The following is a 15,042-nucleotide window of genomic DNA, read 5'->3' as shown; positions in this document are numbered from 1 at the left end:
GCCGAGCCGGGGCGCGACGACGAGCCGGATGCGCGGGTCGTCGGGCTCCAGCCCGGCCTCGTCGAGCGCGGTGTGCAGTGAGGTCCGGACCCGCTCGGTCGCCGCCGCCCGCATGGGCTCCTTGCCGTGGGTGGCGTAGAACTCCGCCCGGGCCCGCGCCGAGGAGAGGTTCTCCTTGCCCTCCATCGGAGCGGTGGTGAACGGTGCGTCGCCGCGGGTCAGAGCCTCCAGCCAGCATTCCGTCGCGAACGTCAGCGAATGCAGGACGAGCGCGTCGCGCCCACCGTCGGAACGGTGCAGGAGCGCCGCTGTCGCCCCGTCGCCGTAACAGATGTCCGGATGGATGCGCCAGCGGTCCCAGACCGGTGGGACGAACCGGTCGGCCGTGGTCACCAGGGCCGCGGTCATGCCCGGGTCGGCCAGCAGGCTGGTGAGTGCGACATACAGCGCGGAGGTGCCGCCGCTGCAGAGCTCGTGGATGCCGGTCGGCAGCGTCGAGGGCGGCAGGTTCAGCTCGCTGGCCACGTAGTGCGCGGGTGACCACACGTCGTGCCCCTGGTGATAGACCCAGGAGTGGGCGAGGATGCCGATCGAGGCAGGGTCGCAGTCAGCCTGCTCCAGTACCTTTCGGCCGGCCAGCACCGCCATCTCCGGGGCGGCCGGTCCCGCGGAGACCGGGACCTCGGTGACCGCCAGCAGCTGCGCGGCCTCGGGCGGGAGCCGCCCGCTGTCGATCTCGTCCTTCAGCGACTCGGTGGTCGTGGGGAGCCAGGTGGTGACGGCCCTGATCCCGAGGCCGGTTCCCAGCTTCATGGTGTCGTCCTCCCGAGGGCGGGGCGTGGTGCCGATGACACGGTCAGGCCAGGACCGCGGGCTTGAGCTCCTCCTCACACCACTGGCGGAACGTGGTGGGCGTGGTGGCCTGGGGGGTGCGCGGCTCCGCGTTGTAGAGGCCGCGGTCAATCGCCGTCAGCAGGTTGACCAGCCACTGCGCCGCCGCCTCCGTCTGCCCGTTCTGGATGAGGCTGGCCTTGTAGGCGTCGGCCGGAACCTGCTGGTAGCGGACGGGGCGCCCGAGCACCTCGGACATGATCGCCGCTTCGTCGTTGTAGGACAGGTCCTCGGGGCCGAGGACGGGGATGTAGTCCTGGCCGGTCCAGGAGCTGTCCAGCAGCACGTCCGCCGCGACGGCCGCGACGTCGCGGGTGGAGCAGGTCGGCAGCTTGCGGTCACCGGAGATCGGGTAGAAGAACGTGCCCTGGTACTTGATCGGCTGGACCTGCCAGAGGAGGTTCTCCATGAACGCGGGCATCCGCAGCGTCCGGTAGTTCACGCCGGTCTTGTCGATGAGCTCGGTCATGGCGCGGCCCATCGAGTCCGTGTCGGTGACCTCCTTGTGGCCCAGGCCGCCGACGTAGACCAGTCGCCGCACGTCCTGCCGGGTGATGGCCTCGCACAGCGGGCGGGCGAAGTCCAGGGCCCGCTCGACCGGGTCGGTGCTGGTGGGGTCGGGCGGCACCAGCCAGAAGACGGAGTCCGCCCCGTCCAGCGCCTTGGTGACGACATCGAGGTCGGTCAGCGAGCCGGTAACGACCTCGACCCGACCCTGTGCCGGCGGCGCGAGCCTGGCCGGGTCGCGTGCGATCACGCGCACGGGAGTGTCCCGGGCCAGCAGGTTGGCCAGCAGCCGGCTGCCGATCTGGCCGGTGGGCGTGCAGACAACGATCACGGTGCCTCCGTGGTGTGGATTGAACCGGAAACGGAATTACTCTTCAGGTTATAGATAGCGAGCCCGGCTCCCGGCTGTCAAGGGTCGGTGTCGATGGGTGGCGATCTCCGCCGGAGGTGGCGTGCCTGCCACCCTCGGTGCCGCCCGGCGCGGCCTCGGGCGAGATGCCGCCCAGCCCGGCGCTTAGCGAGGTTTGAGCGGCGCTCTAACACACGGAACCAGCATCTGACCTGCGCGGGCACCAGACCTGACTGTGGATGGCCGGCACCGGCGGTACCTGCCGTCAGCAATACCAGCGGCCTGGGGGTCGTCGGTTCCAGCGGCCCGGGCGTCGTGCGATCCCGTTCCCGACCCCGGCGCTCGATCCAGCAGCCCGGAAATCCAGCAGCCCGAAAGGGGAGAACAGGTGGCTATTGTCAGAAGTGCGCCTTCCGTCGGCGGAGCGCCTGCCGTCGCCGGGCAGCCCGTCGCCGACGAGGTCGGCTCGTCGCCGATCACCAGGCTGCGGGACCTTTCGCTGGCCTCGGCCGCCCCGGCCGCGCTGCGCGCCGCCATCCGGGTCGGTGTGGCCGAGAAGATCGACGACACGCCGGTCCCGGTCGCCCGGCTGGCGCAGTCCCTCGACGTCGACGCGGAGATCCTCGGTCGACTGCTCCTCAACCTGAGGTGCTACGGCGTCTTCGACGCGACCGAGGAGGGCATCGTCCACACGGAGACCTCCCGGCTGCTGCGCGAGGATCATCCGCGGAGCCTCAAGTTCTGGGTCCTGTGGGTCACCGAGCCCTGGGTCTGGGACCTGTGGCCGGATCTGGAGGCCGCGGTGCGCACGGGGAAGGGCCATTTCGAGGAGCGGTACGGTGCCGAGTTCTTCGCCCACCTGCACCGGGAGCTGCCCGAATCGACCGAGGTGTTCAACCGGTCGCAGACGGAGCTGAGCAGGCTGACCTCGGCTGCCATCGCCGAGGCGTTCGATCTGAGCGGCGTGCGGACCTTCGCCGACGTCGGCGGCGGGCGCGGTTACACGCTCGCGACGCTGCTGGAGAAGAACCCACACCTGCACGGGACGCTGGTCGACCTGCCGGCCGCGGTCGCGAACCCGGACCCGCGGCTGCGCCCCGGGGGCGCACTGGCCTCGCGTTCCCGGGTCGTGCCGGGCAACTGCCTCGAACGGATTCCGGTCGAGGTCGACGTGTACCAGTTCAAGAGCATTCTCGAATGGGATGACGAAAGGACGGTCACCGCGCTGCGCAACGCCGCCAGGGCCGGGCGGCCCGGCAGCCGCGTACTGGTCGTCACCAATCTGGTCGACGACAGCCCGGAGATGCGGTACGCGACCGGCATCGACCTGCTCTTCCTGCTCAACACCAACGGCCGGAGGCACACGAAAAAAGGCGTGGCCGAGCTGGTGGAACGCGCCGGCCTCCAGCTCGACGGCATCACCCAGGTCGGGCCGCTCCTGCATGTGGTCGAGACACACGTGGCCGACGCGCCCCCGGCCGGGTGAGTCCGTCCGCCAGCCGCTCACCGACCACGGGCCGTGTGCCATGACGAACGGAAGCGCATCATGACCATCCAGGCAGCACCGCCGGATGCCGCCACCGCGCATGCCGCCGACGAGGCGTTCGCGGAGATTCTTTTCTCCCCCGAGGGGAGAGTCGACCCCTACTCGCGATACCGGCGGATACGGGAGGCTGTCCCGGTGCACCACAGCGCCATGGGGATCTGGGTGCTCAGCCGGTACGACGACGTCAACGATTCGTTGCGCAGCAAGCAGGTCGGCAAGAATGTCCGTACCTTCATGGCCGGCCGGTTCAGCGGGGACTGGGAGCAGCATTCCGCACTGCGCAAGCTGGCTTCCACGATGCTGTGGGCGGACCCGCCGGAGCACACCCGGCTACGTCGTATCGTGACCCGGGCCTTCACCACGAAGCGTGTCCTGGAGCACCAGGCATTCATCGAGCGCAGGCTGGGCGAGCTTCTCGACCCGATCGCCGAGGCCGGCGGCGGAGACATCTGCAACGACCTCTGTTTCCCGCTCCCGCTCAGTGTCGTAGCCCGCCTCGTCGGTGTCCCCCAGGATGAGGCGCCGCTGCTGCGGGAGCCGATCAGGGACTTCCAGCGGACCTTCGAACTGGGGATGACGGCCGCCGATCTGCGAAAGGCCGACGAGGCGGCGGACTTCCTCGACGACTACTACGGCGATCTGGTGCGGCAGCGGCAGCGCCGGCGGGCCGATGACCTGCTTTCCAGCCTCATCGACATCGAGGACGACGGCGAGCGGCTGAGCTTCGCGGAGCTCGTGCAGATGTGCCACATGGTCATCGCCGCCGGCAGCGAGACGACGACGTACTTCCTGACGAACGGGATCCGGCTGTTCATCGAGAACCCGGGCCAGGCAGACCTGCTCCGCGCCGACCCGGCCCTCCTGAGCCGGGCGATCGACGAGGTACTGAGGTTCGACCCACCCGCGCACATGATTCCCCGGACGGTGAGTGAGCCGACCGAGATCGGCGGAACCCTCCTCCCGGAGGGGGCGCGGCTGATGATTCTGATCGCCGCCGCCAATCGCGACCCGGTGCGTTTCACGGACCCGGAACGGTTCGACGTGACCCGCGCGGAGAGTCCGCCCATCTCCTTCGGCGCGGGTATCCACGCCTGCCCGGGCTGGCGGCTTGCCCGGATGCAGGCGGAGATCGTGTTTCCGGCCCTGGTCGGCCGATACCCGCGGATGGAGGTCACCGAGCCGCTGCGCCATCGCGCCCGGGTCGCCTTCCCCCAGGTCGAGGCCCTGCATATCCGTCTCGGCGATCGACTGGAGTGAACCGATGACCGCTGCCGCGACTGTTCGTTTCCTGTCCGACGGCTACCTGACCGAGCTGGAAAGCCTGGCAGGCAGCAGCCAGCCGGCGATTCCGCATGTGAACGTCCGGTTGCAGTTCCGCGCCACCGGTACTCCCGAGGGGGATGTGGACTATCACCTGCTGATCGAGAAAGGGGTGATCACCGGGGCCGGCCGCGGGCTGCTGGCGGACAGCGATCTCACCATCACCGCGACCTACCGCGACCTCGTCGACTTCCAGTCCGGTGACCTGCACGCCGCCACGGCGTTCGTGACCGGCCAGTTCGCGGTGACCGGCGACCGGGCGAAGCTGCTGGAGCTGATACTGGTGCTCCAGTCGGGCCACTACCACCAGTTCACCGCCGACCTGTGGGCGAGGACGACATGGTGAGCCATGGCTCCACCGTGCCGGCCAGTGGGCTGGACCCGTTCCGGCTGGACGTCCTCGCCGACCCCTACCCCGCGTTCGAGGAGCTTCGCGAGGCCGGGCCGGTCGTCTGGCTGAGGCGTTACGGGGTCTGGGCCTTCGCGCGGCACAGCGCGGTGCGCACCGCACTGCTCGCGCCCGAGACCTTCTTCTCCTCGGCCGGAACCGGGCTCACCGACCTGCGGACCCAGTCCTCCTGGCGGTCGCGCAGCCTGCTCCAGGAGGCGGATCCACCCGATCACACCCGGGCCCGCCAGGTCGTCGGCTCGGTGTTCGCGCCGGGCATGATCCAGGACCTGCGGGCGGACTGGTTCCGGGTGGCGGACGAGGCCGTCCGGGCGGCGGTCGGCCCGGACGAGGTCGACGGGATGGAACAGATCGCGCAGGTGTTGCCCCTGCGGATGTTCGCCGACGAGCTCGGTATCCCGAGCGAGGGGCGCGCCGAGCACCTGCCGCGGTTCGCCGATGTCGCCTTCAATCTCAACGGGCCGGCGAACGAGCTGTTCGACGAGGCAATGTCGGCGGGTAGGACCGTCATGCCCTGGATCGTCGAGCACCTGTACCCGGAGAGCCTGCGACCGGGGGGCTGGGGCGATCAGATCCACCGGCGGGCGCGGGCGGTGGGCTACGACCGGGAGGAGGCAGCCGTTCTGGTGCGGGGACTTCTCGTCGCCGGCATGGACACCACCGTCAAGGGTCTGGGCGCGACCCTCCTGTACCTCGCGACATACCCGGAGCAGTACGCGGCGCTGCGCGCGGACCCGGGTCTGATGCGCGCCGCCTTCGACGAGGCGATCCGGCTGGAGTCGCCCATCCAGATGTTCTTCCGCACGGTCGCGCGGGACGCGGAGGTCGACGGTTGCACCGTGCCCGCGGGCGACCGGGTGGTGCTGCTGTTCGGGGCGGCCAACCGCGATCCCCGCCGCTGGGAGGATCCGGACCGCTTCGACATCGGCCGCCGGGCCGGCGCGCATCTCGCGTTCGGCGCGGGCATCCACGCGTGTGTCGGGCGGATGATCGCCTACGTCCAGGCGGAGGCGGTGCTCTCGGCACTCGTCCGCAGGTGCGCGTCCATCGAGCTGGTCGGTACGCCGCGGTGGCGGCTGAACAACACTCTCCGCGGTCTGGACGCGCTGCCGCTCAGGCTGACCGCCGCGGACTGACCGCCGCGGGCCGGGAGAGGGTGCCCCATCGCCGCCGGTGGTGGTGTCCTCTCCACGGAAGCGCCGGGTGCCACCGTGGTTGCGGCAGGGCGTTCACCAGCATCGTTACGGGCAACGCTGACGGCGCCGTGGACCTGGCCGCGGTGTCCCGCCCGAACGGAGAAGCCCCCATGACCGTGACCGGATCCTTCGACGACTACGGCCGCACCGGACTGGCGCAGCCCCCGGCCGCCGGCGGGCACCGCCGTCACGCCCAGCAGACAGCGGACTACCAGGGCGCCGGCCGGCAGATCGTCGAGGAAGGTGCCGCGCCGCGCCGCCCGCGCTGGCCGCTGGCCGGGCTGGCGGCCGCCGTGCTGGCGCCGGTCGGTTCGTTCATGCTGGGCTTCGACCCGGACGAGTCGGTCACCCGGGAGGGCACGGAGGCGCTCTACACGGCCGTCGGCGACCATCGGATGGCGATCGGGATCGGTGCCTCGATCGGCTTCGTCGCCGTCCTGGCCCTGCTCGGTTTCGCCGCCGGGTTCACCCGGATGCTGGAACGCCNGGCACCGGAAAGTCTCGCGGTGCCGGCCGCCAGGCTCGCTTTCGCGGCCGCCCTCGGCTCGCTGATGTTCAGTTTCGGGCTCAAGCACGTACTGGCCGGCGGAGCGCCCGGCGGCATCGACAACTCGTTCTACACAAAGACCGATGTCGAGGTGCTGACGGTCGTTGTCAGCCAGATGCAGTACGCGGCCTGGTGGGGTGTCATCGCCGCCGCGGCCTGTGTCGCGGCCGTGACGATTCGGACCCGGGTGCTGCCGATGTGGTTCGGCGTCCTCAGCGCTGTGCTGGCCGGCATTTCCATCACGGCGACGCTCGTGGTCGGCCTGCCCTACTCCGCCGGCATTCTCGCCCCGATCTGGCTGCTCGCCGCGGCCATAGTGGCGCTGCGGCAGCCCGGCCGGGAGCTCTGACCGCTGGAACGCCCGCCCGCCCGGTCCGGACCCCGCGCTGGCGGGGCCTGGACCGGGCGAGTGTGCTTCGGCTCCCTCCGCCCGGTCGGCGGGAAGGCCGACCGGGCGGACCGGCGGGCCGCCCGGCGATCAGGCCACCGTGCCGCCGGGCGGGCTGGTCGCCGGTGCGGTGTCCTTCCGCAGCGAGAGGTCTCCCGCCCGTGCGGTGTTCGTCGCCCCGGCGGAGGCCGGCCCCCGGGCGGCCCGGGTGGCCGGGGCGGCGGCCGTCCCGCCGCCGTGCAGGTCCACGTGCGGCATGATCCGATCCAGCCATCCGGGCAGCCACCAGTTCGCCCGGCCGAGCAGCGCCATGGTGGCCGGCACCAGAATCATGCGGATGATCGTTGCGTCGACGAGGACGGCGACGGCCATCCCGACGCCGACCATCTTCACGGTGACGTCCGGGTCGAGCGCGAAGCCCGCGAAGACCGCGATCATGATGAGCGCGGCGGAACTGATGACCCGGCCGGTGGCGGCCAGCCCGCGCACGACGCTGCCGTGCGGGTCGCCGGTGGCCAGGTAGTCCTCCCGGATGCGGGAGAGCAGGAAGACCTCGTAGTCCATGCTCAGGCCGAACAGGACGGCGAACATCAGGACAGGCAGCCAGCTCGACATCGGCACGCTGTGCGGGAGACCGAGCAGCTCCGTTCCCCAGCCCCACTGGAAGACGACGGTGACGACGCCGTAGGCGGCCGCGATCGAGAGCATGNTCATCACGGCGGCCTTCAACGCCACCACCGGCGAGCGGAACACCAGCGTCAGCAGCAGCAGCGAGACTCCGACGACGAAGCCGACGACCCACCACAGCCGGTCGGACATCCAGTCGGACAGGTCGGTGAAGACCGCGGTGAGGCCGGTGATCTCGGCACCGGCGGGCAGGACGTCGGCGCGCAGTCGCCCGACCAGCGCGGCCGCGCGCTCGTCGCTCGGCCCGACGGTGGGCGTCACGATGATGACGGCCGCCCGCCCGCTCGGCGAGAGGAGTGGCGGCCTGACCACCGCGACGTCCGGCGTCGCCGCTATGCGGTCGACCAGGCCGCCGAGCTCGGTGGCGGGAACCCTGCGCAGGTCCACCGCGACGATCAGCGGGCCGTTGGCACCCGGTCCGTACTCGGCCGCGATCAGGTCGTAGGCGCGTCGCTGATAGGTGGACTCCGGCTGGCTGCCGGCGTCCTGCGGCCAGGTGCGCATGCCGAGGATGGGCGAGGCGATCAGCAGCAGGAGCAGCAGCGCGCCGATCGCCCACGGCCCGGGACGGCGGCCGACCCGATCCGCCCAGGCCGCCGTCAGGGTGCGCCGCGGCGCCGGGCGCGCGTCGGTCTCGCCCGCGGTGTCCGCAGTGGTGCTCGCAGTGGTGTCCGCGGCGAGGGCGGCCCGAGCGCGCCGCCCGAGCAGCCGGGTGCCGGCCAGTCCGCACAGCGCGGGGACGAGGGTGACAGCGGTGACGACGATCGTCACCACCATCGCCGCGGTGGTGAAACCGGTGGTCACGTAGGTGTTCAGTCCGACCAGCCGCAGACCCAGCAACGACAGCACGACGGTGACCCCGGCGAACAGCACGGAGACACCGGCGGTGCCGTTTGCGCGGGCCGCGGCCTCCCGCACGGTCAGTCCGCCGCGCAGGCCCTCGACGTGCCGGGNGACCAGCAGCAGCGCGTAGTCGATGCCGACTCCGATGCCGACCATGGACGCCAGGGTCGGCGCGATGGCACTGACGTCGGTGCTCGCCGAGAGGAGCGTGATCCCGGCGGTCCCGATGCCGAGGCCGATCAGCGCGACGGCCAGCGGCACGCCGGCCGCGATGATCGAACCGAAGGCCACCAGCAGGATGACCAGGGCGAACGCGATACCCACGGCCTCAGCCCGCCCGTTTACCTCCTGGATGTTCTCGGCGACCTGGCCACCGAACTCCGTCGTCAGACCGGCGTCGGTCGCGGGCGTGGCCGCGGCGACGAGGGCGTCGATCGCCTCGACGCCGTCCAGGTCGGTGACCGGCCGGTCGTAGTTCAGCGTGAACAGCGCGGTGTCGCCGTCGGCGGAGAACACCGGGGGGCTGACCACCGCTACCTCGGGCACCTCCGCGAGCCGCCCGGAGACCGTGGTGGCGAGCTCGGCGCTGACCCGACTGCCGTCCGTGGTGTGTAGCAGCACCCGGGCCTGGGCCTCCGCCAGCGCGGGGAACTCGGCGCGCAGCAGGTCGGTGCCCCGCTGGGATCCGGTGCCCGGGGCGTCGTAGTTGTCGTGGGGCTCGCCCCCGAACGCCGCCGCGAGCACGGTGGCGATCACGAGGGCCGCGACCCAGGCGCCGATCACTCGCCAGGGCCGGCCCGCGGCCGCCCAGCCCACCCGGTACAGGAACCCGGACATCACTTCTCCTCGATGTGTGCTGGGCGGCTGGCCTGTGCCGTCCAGGCGACGGTGTGCCGCCCGCGCGTGCCGGGGTGGGACGTCGGTGTCACCTGTGGTGATGGTGGCGGCGGTTCTGACTGTGGCATCGATCTGGGCCCTGATGTCGCGCCGTGTCCCGATGTGTCGGGCACGTGACGGCTCCCGCCCGGCGAAGAGGCCCGCCTCCGGGCGCGCCGGTGAATCCGGCGCGGAGGAGTTTCCGAGTCGGGCCGAAAGCCCCGCGCCGGGACGGGACACAGGTAGTCGGGCGTCCGGACCTTTACTCCCAGGTCGGTCGCGACGGCCACTCTATGATTTCGAAGTGACGCGGCGAGCGTCCATTTCTGGTTTCCCGCCTGGGTATCGCACCCGGCGACAGCATCCCGCCTACCACGGAGTGGTGGTGTGGGCGGGAGTTCCCGCATCAAGTCACGTAACGTGTTCGAACCTGTACTACTCAACATCGAGATCTTGATGGCCTGACGCTGACGTTGCGCCCTCGCCGAGGAGACGATCGTGCACGCCGAGCACCACGAGCCAAGGAACCGACCACGGCCGGTGACGTCCACCCCGGCCGCGTTGCCCTATCCGTCCGAGATCGATTCCCGGCCCAGACACGGCCCGGCGGGCCGGCCGCCCAGCGGCGAGCGCACCACGAGCAGCCGGCACGAGGAACATCCGAGCTTTCCGGGCATCGAGGAGCCGGGAGTGGGGATCCTCGCCGGCCGCGGTGGCATCTCCACCGGTCCGGCGGATCATGCCGCCCCGGGTCAGCCCGGCCTGGCGGATCGCACCGGCCTGGGCGAGCCCACGGACGCCGACCTCGCGGACCCCGTCGCGGGAGCCGATCACGCGGGCGCGGCGGGGACCGCGGGCACAGCGGCGGCTGCCGGGCGGTTGCGGACGCGCCCCGCGGGGCGCGCTCCAGGTGGTCCTGGGGGGCACCGCGCGGCGACCCGCGGCCCGCGCAGACGTGCCCGGGGCGCCGCCTCGGCAGCCCCCGCGGAACCCGCCGCGGTGGGCTCCGCGGGCCGGGGTCACGGTTCGCCGCGAGGGGTCTGGCGCGCCGACCTCGAGGCGTCGGTTGTGGTCTTCCTCGTGGCCCTTCCCCTCTCGTTGGGGATCGCGGTGGCCTCCGGCGCGCCGGTGGTCGCGGGCATCATCGCGGCAGTCGTCGGCGGGATCGTCGCCGGCGCCCTCGGGGGAGTCCCCCTGCAGGTCTCCGGGCCGGCGGCGGGTCTCACCGCCGTGGTGGCGGAGATCGTCCTGACGCACGGGTGGCGGGTGGCGTGTTTCGTCACCGCCGCGGCCGGGGTGGTGCAGGTTCTGCTCGGGCTGAGCCGCGTCGCCCGAGCCGCGCTGGCGATCTCGCCCGCGGTGGTGCACGGCATGCTGGCAGGTATCGGGCTGACGATCGTCATCGGCCAGCTGCACGTCGTTCTCGGTGGTACCGCCGGTTCGTCGGCGTGGGACAACCTGGTCGTACTGCCCGGCGAGCTCGCGTCACCCGCCGTCCCCGCCGCCGCGCTGCTCGGCCTGATCACCATCGTTCTCACCGTGCTGTGGCCCAGGCTTCCGCGGCCGGTTTCGGCCGTGCCGGCGCCGCTGGCGGCGGTGTCGGCCGCCACGGTCGTGTCGCTGCCGTTCGACGTCCCGCGGGTGTCCCTGCCGGACAACCTGCTCGGTGCCATCGCGCTGCCCGAACTGCCCACCGGCGGGGCGTGGGGGGCGGTGGTGCTGTCCGTCCTGACCGTGGCCCTGGTCGCGAGCATCGAGTCGCTGCTGTCCGCCGTCGCGGTGGAGGCGATGCACTCCGGGCCGCGCGGGGACCTCGACCGCGAGCTGCTCGGCCAGGGCGCGGCCAACACCCTGTCCGGACTGCTCGGTGGCCTGCCGGTCACCGGAGTGATCGTCCGCAGCTCGACCAACGTCCAGGCGGGCGCCCGGAGCAGGCGGTCCGCGATCCTGCACGGCCTGTGGATGGCCGGCTTCGCGTTGCTGCTGGCCCCGGTGGTCGTGCGCATCCCGCTGGCCGTCCTCGCCGGCCTGCTGGTCGTGATCGGTATCCGACTCGTCGATCTCGCCCACATCCGGGCGATCGCCCGCCACGGCGAGCTCGCGATCTACCTGACGACGGTGCTCGGCGTGGTGCTGCTGAACCTGCTGGAAGGTGTCCTGCTGGGCATCGCCACGGCGCTGCTGCTGGCGCTGCGCCGCACGCTGGTGGCCCCCGTCCACGTCCACCCGCCGACCACGCCGGGCTCGCCCTGGCGGGTGGTGGTCGAGGGCGCGCTGACCTTCCTCTCGCTGCCTCGGTTGTCCCGCCGGCTCGCGGAGGTGCCGCCGGGTGCCCCCGTCCGGCTTGACCTCGCCACCGACTACCTCGACCACGGCGCACACTCGATGCTGGACGGCTGGATCGCCGAGCGGCACCGCGCGGGGGCCGCGGTGACGGTCGACCCGGTCGGAACCGGTCCGCTGGCGCTGCCGTCCGGGCCGGTCGGGCCCCAGCAGGGCGGCTTCCTGTCGAGCCTGCTCGGCGTGCGCCCCGGCGGCCGGCATGCCCGGGCGCAGCCGCCCCGCTGGCTGGCACCGTGGTCGTCCTGGCAGCACGGCCAGGACCACGACCGGCGGCACCTGCTCAACGGTGTGGACGAGTTCCATCACCGGACGGCGCCCATGATCGAGCCCTATCTGACCGAGCTGACCGCCGGGCAGAGCCCGTCGACGCTGTTCATCACCTGCAGCGACTCCCGGCTTGTACCGAACGTCATCACCAGCAGCGGGCCCGGCGACCTGTTCACCGTGCGCACGCCGGGGGCCTTCGTCCCCGGCCCACAGACTGTCGGCGATTCGACGCTGGCCGCGATCGAGTACGCGGTCGCGGTGCTGGGGGTGCGCACGATCGCGGTCTGCGGGCATTCGGGATGCGGGGCGGTGAACGCGCTGTTCGACCGCGACGCGCTCGGCGCTGTCCCGGGAGCCGAGTCGCTGCGCAACCTGCGCGCCTGGCTGCGGCACGGCGAGCCGGCGGTGGCCCGCGCCGAGCGCGCGGCGGGGGGGCTGCCGGCGGACGCCGACGAGCTGAGCCGGATCAGCGTCGCCCAGCAGCTCGTGGCGCTGCGGGAGCTGTCCGTGGTTCGTCGCGCGGAGGCGGCGGGACGGCTGCATCTGGTCGGGATGTGGTTCGACATCGCCACCGCCCGTGCGATCGTCCTGGACGAGGCCACCGACCGGTTCGAGGTGCCTTCGGTGAGCCTCGCGCCGGCGCTCGAAAGCGGCCAGCGGCTGGCGGACGCCACCGGCAGCTGAGCTGTGGCCGAGTGTGCTGCCGCCGGTGAGCGGTGGCCGGGACGGTCGGGTCCGGCGGCGATTCAGGACCGAAGCTGTCCGCGACCGGTTCTACCTTGGGTTCAAGTGAGACAGGCAACCGGGCGAGTCCTCGAACACGACGGACGCGGCCGCACTACCCGCGAGGTGGGACATGGGCAGCACCCTGGAGATCGACGGCGTCACCGCGGCCGGGACGGTCAGCGAGAAGGAGGACCTCCTCGAGACCCTGGCACGGCACCGCCAGTTTCTGCGTTACACCGTTCGCGACCTCGACGACGATCAGGCGGCCCGGCGCACGACCGTGAGCGCGCTGTGCCTGGGCGGCCTGATCAAGCACGTCACGGCAGTCGAGCGCAACTGGATCTCCTTCATCCTCGGTGAGTCGGAGGAGGCATCCGAGGAGCAGTGGGTGGACCAGTTCCGCATGCTGCCGGGCGAGAGCCTCACCGGACTTCTCGCCGCCTACGAGCGGACCGCCGAGCGCACCACGGCCGTCGTCGAAGCGCTGCCGGATCTCGGCGTGAGCAGAGCGCTGCCGTCCGCGCCCTGGTTCGAGCCGGGTGCCCGTTGGTCGCACCGGCGGGTGCTGCTGCACCTGATCGCGGAGACGTCGCAGCACGCCGGCCACGCGGACATCATCCGGGAGGCCCTGGACGGCAGCCGCACCATGGGGTGAGCGCACACCCTCGGCCCGGTGCAGGTCGGGCCGGGGCCGGTTCACGGCGGTGACTTTCGGCCGGAGGCGCTATGCCCCGCCGGTCGGAGTCACGCCGGTCGGAGTCACGGCCGCCGGATCGTCCTGCCCGGCATCCGCGGCGGCCGTCGGCCTGCCGGGGCGGGGTGGGCGAGCGGCGGCCCGGCGGCCCCGGCCGGTCCGGCCCCACGGCTTCAGGGTCGACAGGAAGGTGGCTGTGATGAAGAGCGCGTTCATCAGGCAGGCGCCGGTGATGATGGCGGCCGTCGGGGTGTCGTACTGCACCGATCCGTCGGCGGTCGCGTGGCCGGCCCGCACGATCAGAGTTCGCATGAAGAGCGCCGCGAAGATGATGGCGAAGACGGTGATCACGAGCTTCGCCGCGACCCACCAGNGACGTAACAGGCCCCAGCGGCTCCGCAGCGAGATCAGGATTCCGGTGGCGAGGGTCAGCAGCGCGAGCGGGATATTGAGAGACCGATCCAGCACGTGCATGAGCTCGTATGCGGGATGCCGGATTTCGTCGTTCGCGGAGGCCGTGACCGCGAGCGCGAGCTGGCCGAGAGCCACGCCGTTCCAGCCGACGCTGACCAGGACGTGCGCCGTCAGCAGAAGCTGGCGGGTGACCCGCCGCCGCGGTTTTGCCGAGGTCTTGGCGGAAGCGATCGCGGTGGCGGTCATGCCTCGACTCCGAGGGTCGGTGGAACAGGCCGGAAAGTGCGGTCGCGCGGCCCCGGTCGTCCGTGCCGCCCGAGTTACCCAGTTTGGCGGAAATCACAACACATCGCATCTTCTGGCCGAATGGTAGCTCGTTGGTGCCATGATCGCGGGTCAATGCCGAGGTGCGTCCTCCGGCGCGAAGGCCGTTATTTTCGCGGATGGTGCTGGTCGGCCACGCCGAGGGAGCCGAGGGTNGCCGCAGCGGTTGGGGTGCGTCCGTGGTGCCGGCCGGGCGCGGCGGGGAAGGTCGCTACCAGGAGTAAGCGGCAATGCCCATCGATTGAGTTGTGTATGCTCAATGAACGCAGGTCGCAGAGGTCGTGGCGGTCGGGGCGCTAATGCGCCTGACCTCATTGGTAACAGCGCGTGAGAACTGTGACGAGGCTCTCCGTCCGTCGCGACCTGGCGGAGCTGTGGTGCTGGGCTGGGCTGTGCTACTTGCGAGGGTCGCCCGGCCGGGTCCGCGTACCGGCTGGAGGCTTGCTCGGCCCTCTCGGCGCCGAGCCGTGGACCACGCTGTCCGCAGGCCGCTCGCCGTAAGGCGCCGGTTCTCGGTGTCGGCGGCCGGCTCGGCCGTGGTGGTGTGACGGTTGCTCCCGTCCTGGCGGGTGGCGGTCGGGACGGGCCTGCCCGTGCGCTGGCGCGGCGGGGACGGCTGTTCCCTGCGCAGCGTGACACCTTGACAACTTGACACTGGGGATGTGAACCGATGGCCAGATCGACGAGACCGTCCGAAAGCAGGCATGAGCGGAGC

The 15,042-nt window shown here is 71.6% G+C and carries 8 protein-coding genes and 2 pseudogenes; 6 read left to right on the top strand and 4 right to left on the bottom strand.

Translation table 11 applies throughout. From position 1 onward, the window contains the following. Positions 1-856 precede the first annotated feature (856 nt). Entirely contained in the window at positions 857-1,729 is an 873-nt protein-coding gene (locus UG55_RS03130) for an NAD(P)H-binding protein (protein WP_066062405.1), read from the bottom strand. A 406-nt stretch (positions 1,730-2,135) separates the two neighbouring features. On the opposite strand from UG55_RS03130, the gene UG55_RS03125 reads away from it, so the two are divergent. From UG55_RS03125 to UG55_RS45905, 4 genes are read left to right on the top strand one after another with little or no spacing between them, the layout of a single operon-like run. Next, on the top strand, positions 2,136-3,233 hold the full coding sequence (locus tag UG55_RS03125) for a methyltransferase (RefSeq protein WP_199865010.1): 1,098 nt from the start codon (positions 2,136-2,138) through the stop codon (positions 3,231-3,233). A 60-nt stretch (positions 3,234-3,293) separates the two neighbouring features. Beyond that, positions 3,294-4,550, top strand: coding sequence for a cytochrome P450 (locus UG55_RS03120; protein ID WP_066062402.1), 1,257 nt, complete (start codon positions 3,294-3,296; stop codon positions 4,548-4,550). Positions 4,551-4,554: 4 nt separating this feature from the next. Further along, complete coding sequence (locus tag UG55_RS03115) at positions 4,555-4,959, top strand: alkyl sulfatase C-terminal domain-containing protein (RefSeq protein WP_066062399.1); 405 nt, start codon at positions 4,555-4,557, stop codon at positions 4,957-4,959. After that, a complete protein-coding gene (locus UG55_RS45905; protein ID WP_083986334.1) occupies positions 4,938-6,158 on the top strand; it encodes a cytochrome P450 in 1,221 nt (406 codons plus the stop codon). The genes UG55_RS03115 and UG55_RS45905 overlap by 22 nt, the downstream gene beginning before the upstream one ends. A gap of 1,085 nt (positions 6,159-7,243) precedes the next feature. On the opposite strand, the pseudogene UG55_RS31775 reads toward UG55_RS45905, so the two are convergent. The 3 genes and pseudogenes from UG55_RS31775 to UG55_RS31765 form a co-directional block, all read right to left on the bottom strand. Next, positions 7,244-7,862: pseudogene (locus UG55_RS31775) on the bottom strand (MMPL family transporter); the annotation flags it as partial. A gap of 1 nt (position 7,863) precedes the next feature. Beyond that, positions 7,864-8,793 (bottom strand): annotated as a pseudogene (locus UG55_RS31770) (MMPL family transporter); the annotation flags it as partial. Position 8,794: 1 nt separating this feature from the next. Further along, positions 8,795-9,520: MMPL family transporter (locus tag UG55_RS31765; RefSeq protein WP_242423650.1), on the bottom strand; the 726-nt coding region annotated here is incomplete at its 3' end. 579 nt (positions 9,521-10,099) lie between these two features. Here UG55_RS31765 and UG55_RS03095 point away from each other — a divergent pair. Then, positions 10,100-12,853 carry a bifunctional SulP family inorganic anion transporter/carbonic anhydrase gene (locus UG55_RS03095; RefSeq protein WP_242423649.1) on the top strand — a complete coding sequence of 918 codons (2,754 nt, stop codon included), beginning with the start codon at positions 10,100-10,102 and terminating at the stop codon, positions 12,851-12,853. 172 nt (positions 12,854-13,025) lie between these two features. After that, positions 13,026-13,550 carry a DinB family protein gene (locus tag UG55_RS03090; RefSeq protein ID WP_066062392.1) on the top strand — a complete coding sequence of 175 codons (525 nt, stop codon included), beginning with the start codon at positions 13,026-13,028 and terminating at the stop codon, positions 13,548-13,550. The last annotated feature ends 1,492 nt before the right edge of the window (positions 13,551-15,042 follow it).

It is taken from the genome of Frankia sp. EI5c, from assembly GCF_001636565.1.
Lineage (GTDB): Bacteria > Actinomycetota > Actinomycetes > Frankiales > Frankiaceae > Parafrankia.
The sequence above is the reverse complement of the archived record's forward strand: the minus strand, read 5'-3'. Positions and strand labels throughout refer to the sequence as shown.

Excerpts from the sequence above, each read along its gene's own strand:
- UG55_RS03120 (WP_066062402.1), top strand. The coding sequence starts at position 3,294 with ATGACCATCCAGGCAGCACCGCCGGATGCCGCCACCGCGCATGCCGCC.
- UG55_RS03115 (WP_066062399.1), top strand. The coding sequence starts at position 4,555 with ATGACCGCTGCCGCGACTGTTCGTTTCCTGTCCGACGGCTACCTGACC.
- UG55_RS03090 (WP_066062392.1), top strand. The coding sequence starts at position 13,026 with ATGGGCAGCACCCTGGAGATCGACGGCGTCACCGCGGCCGGGACGGTC.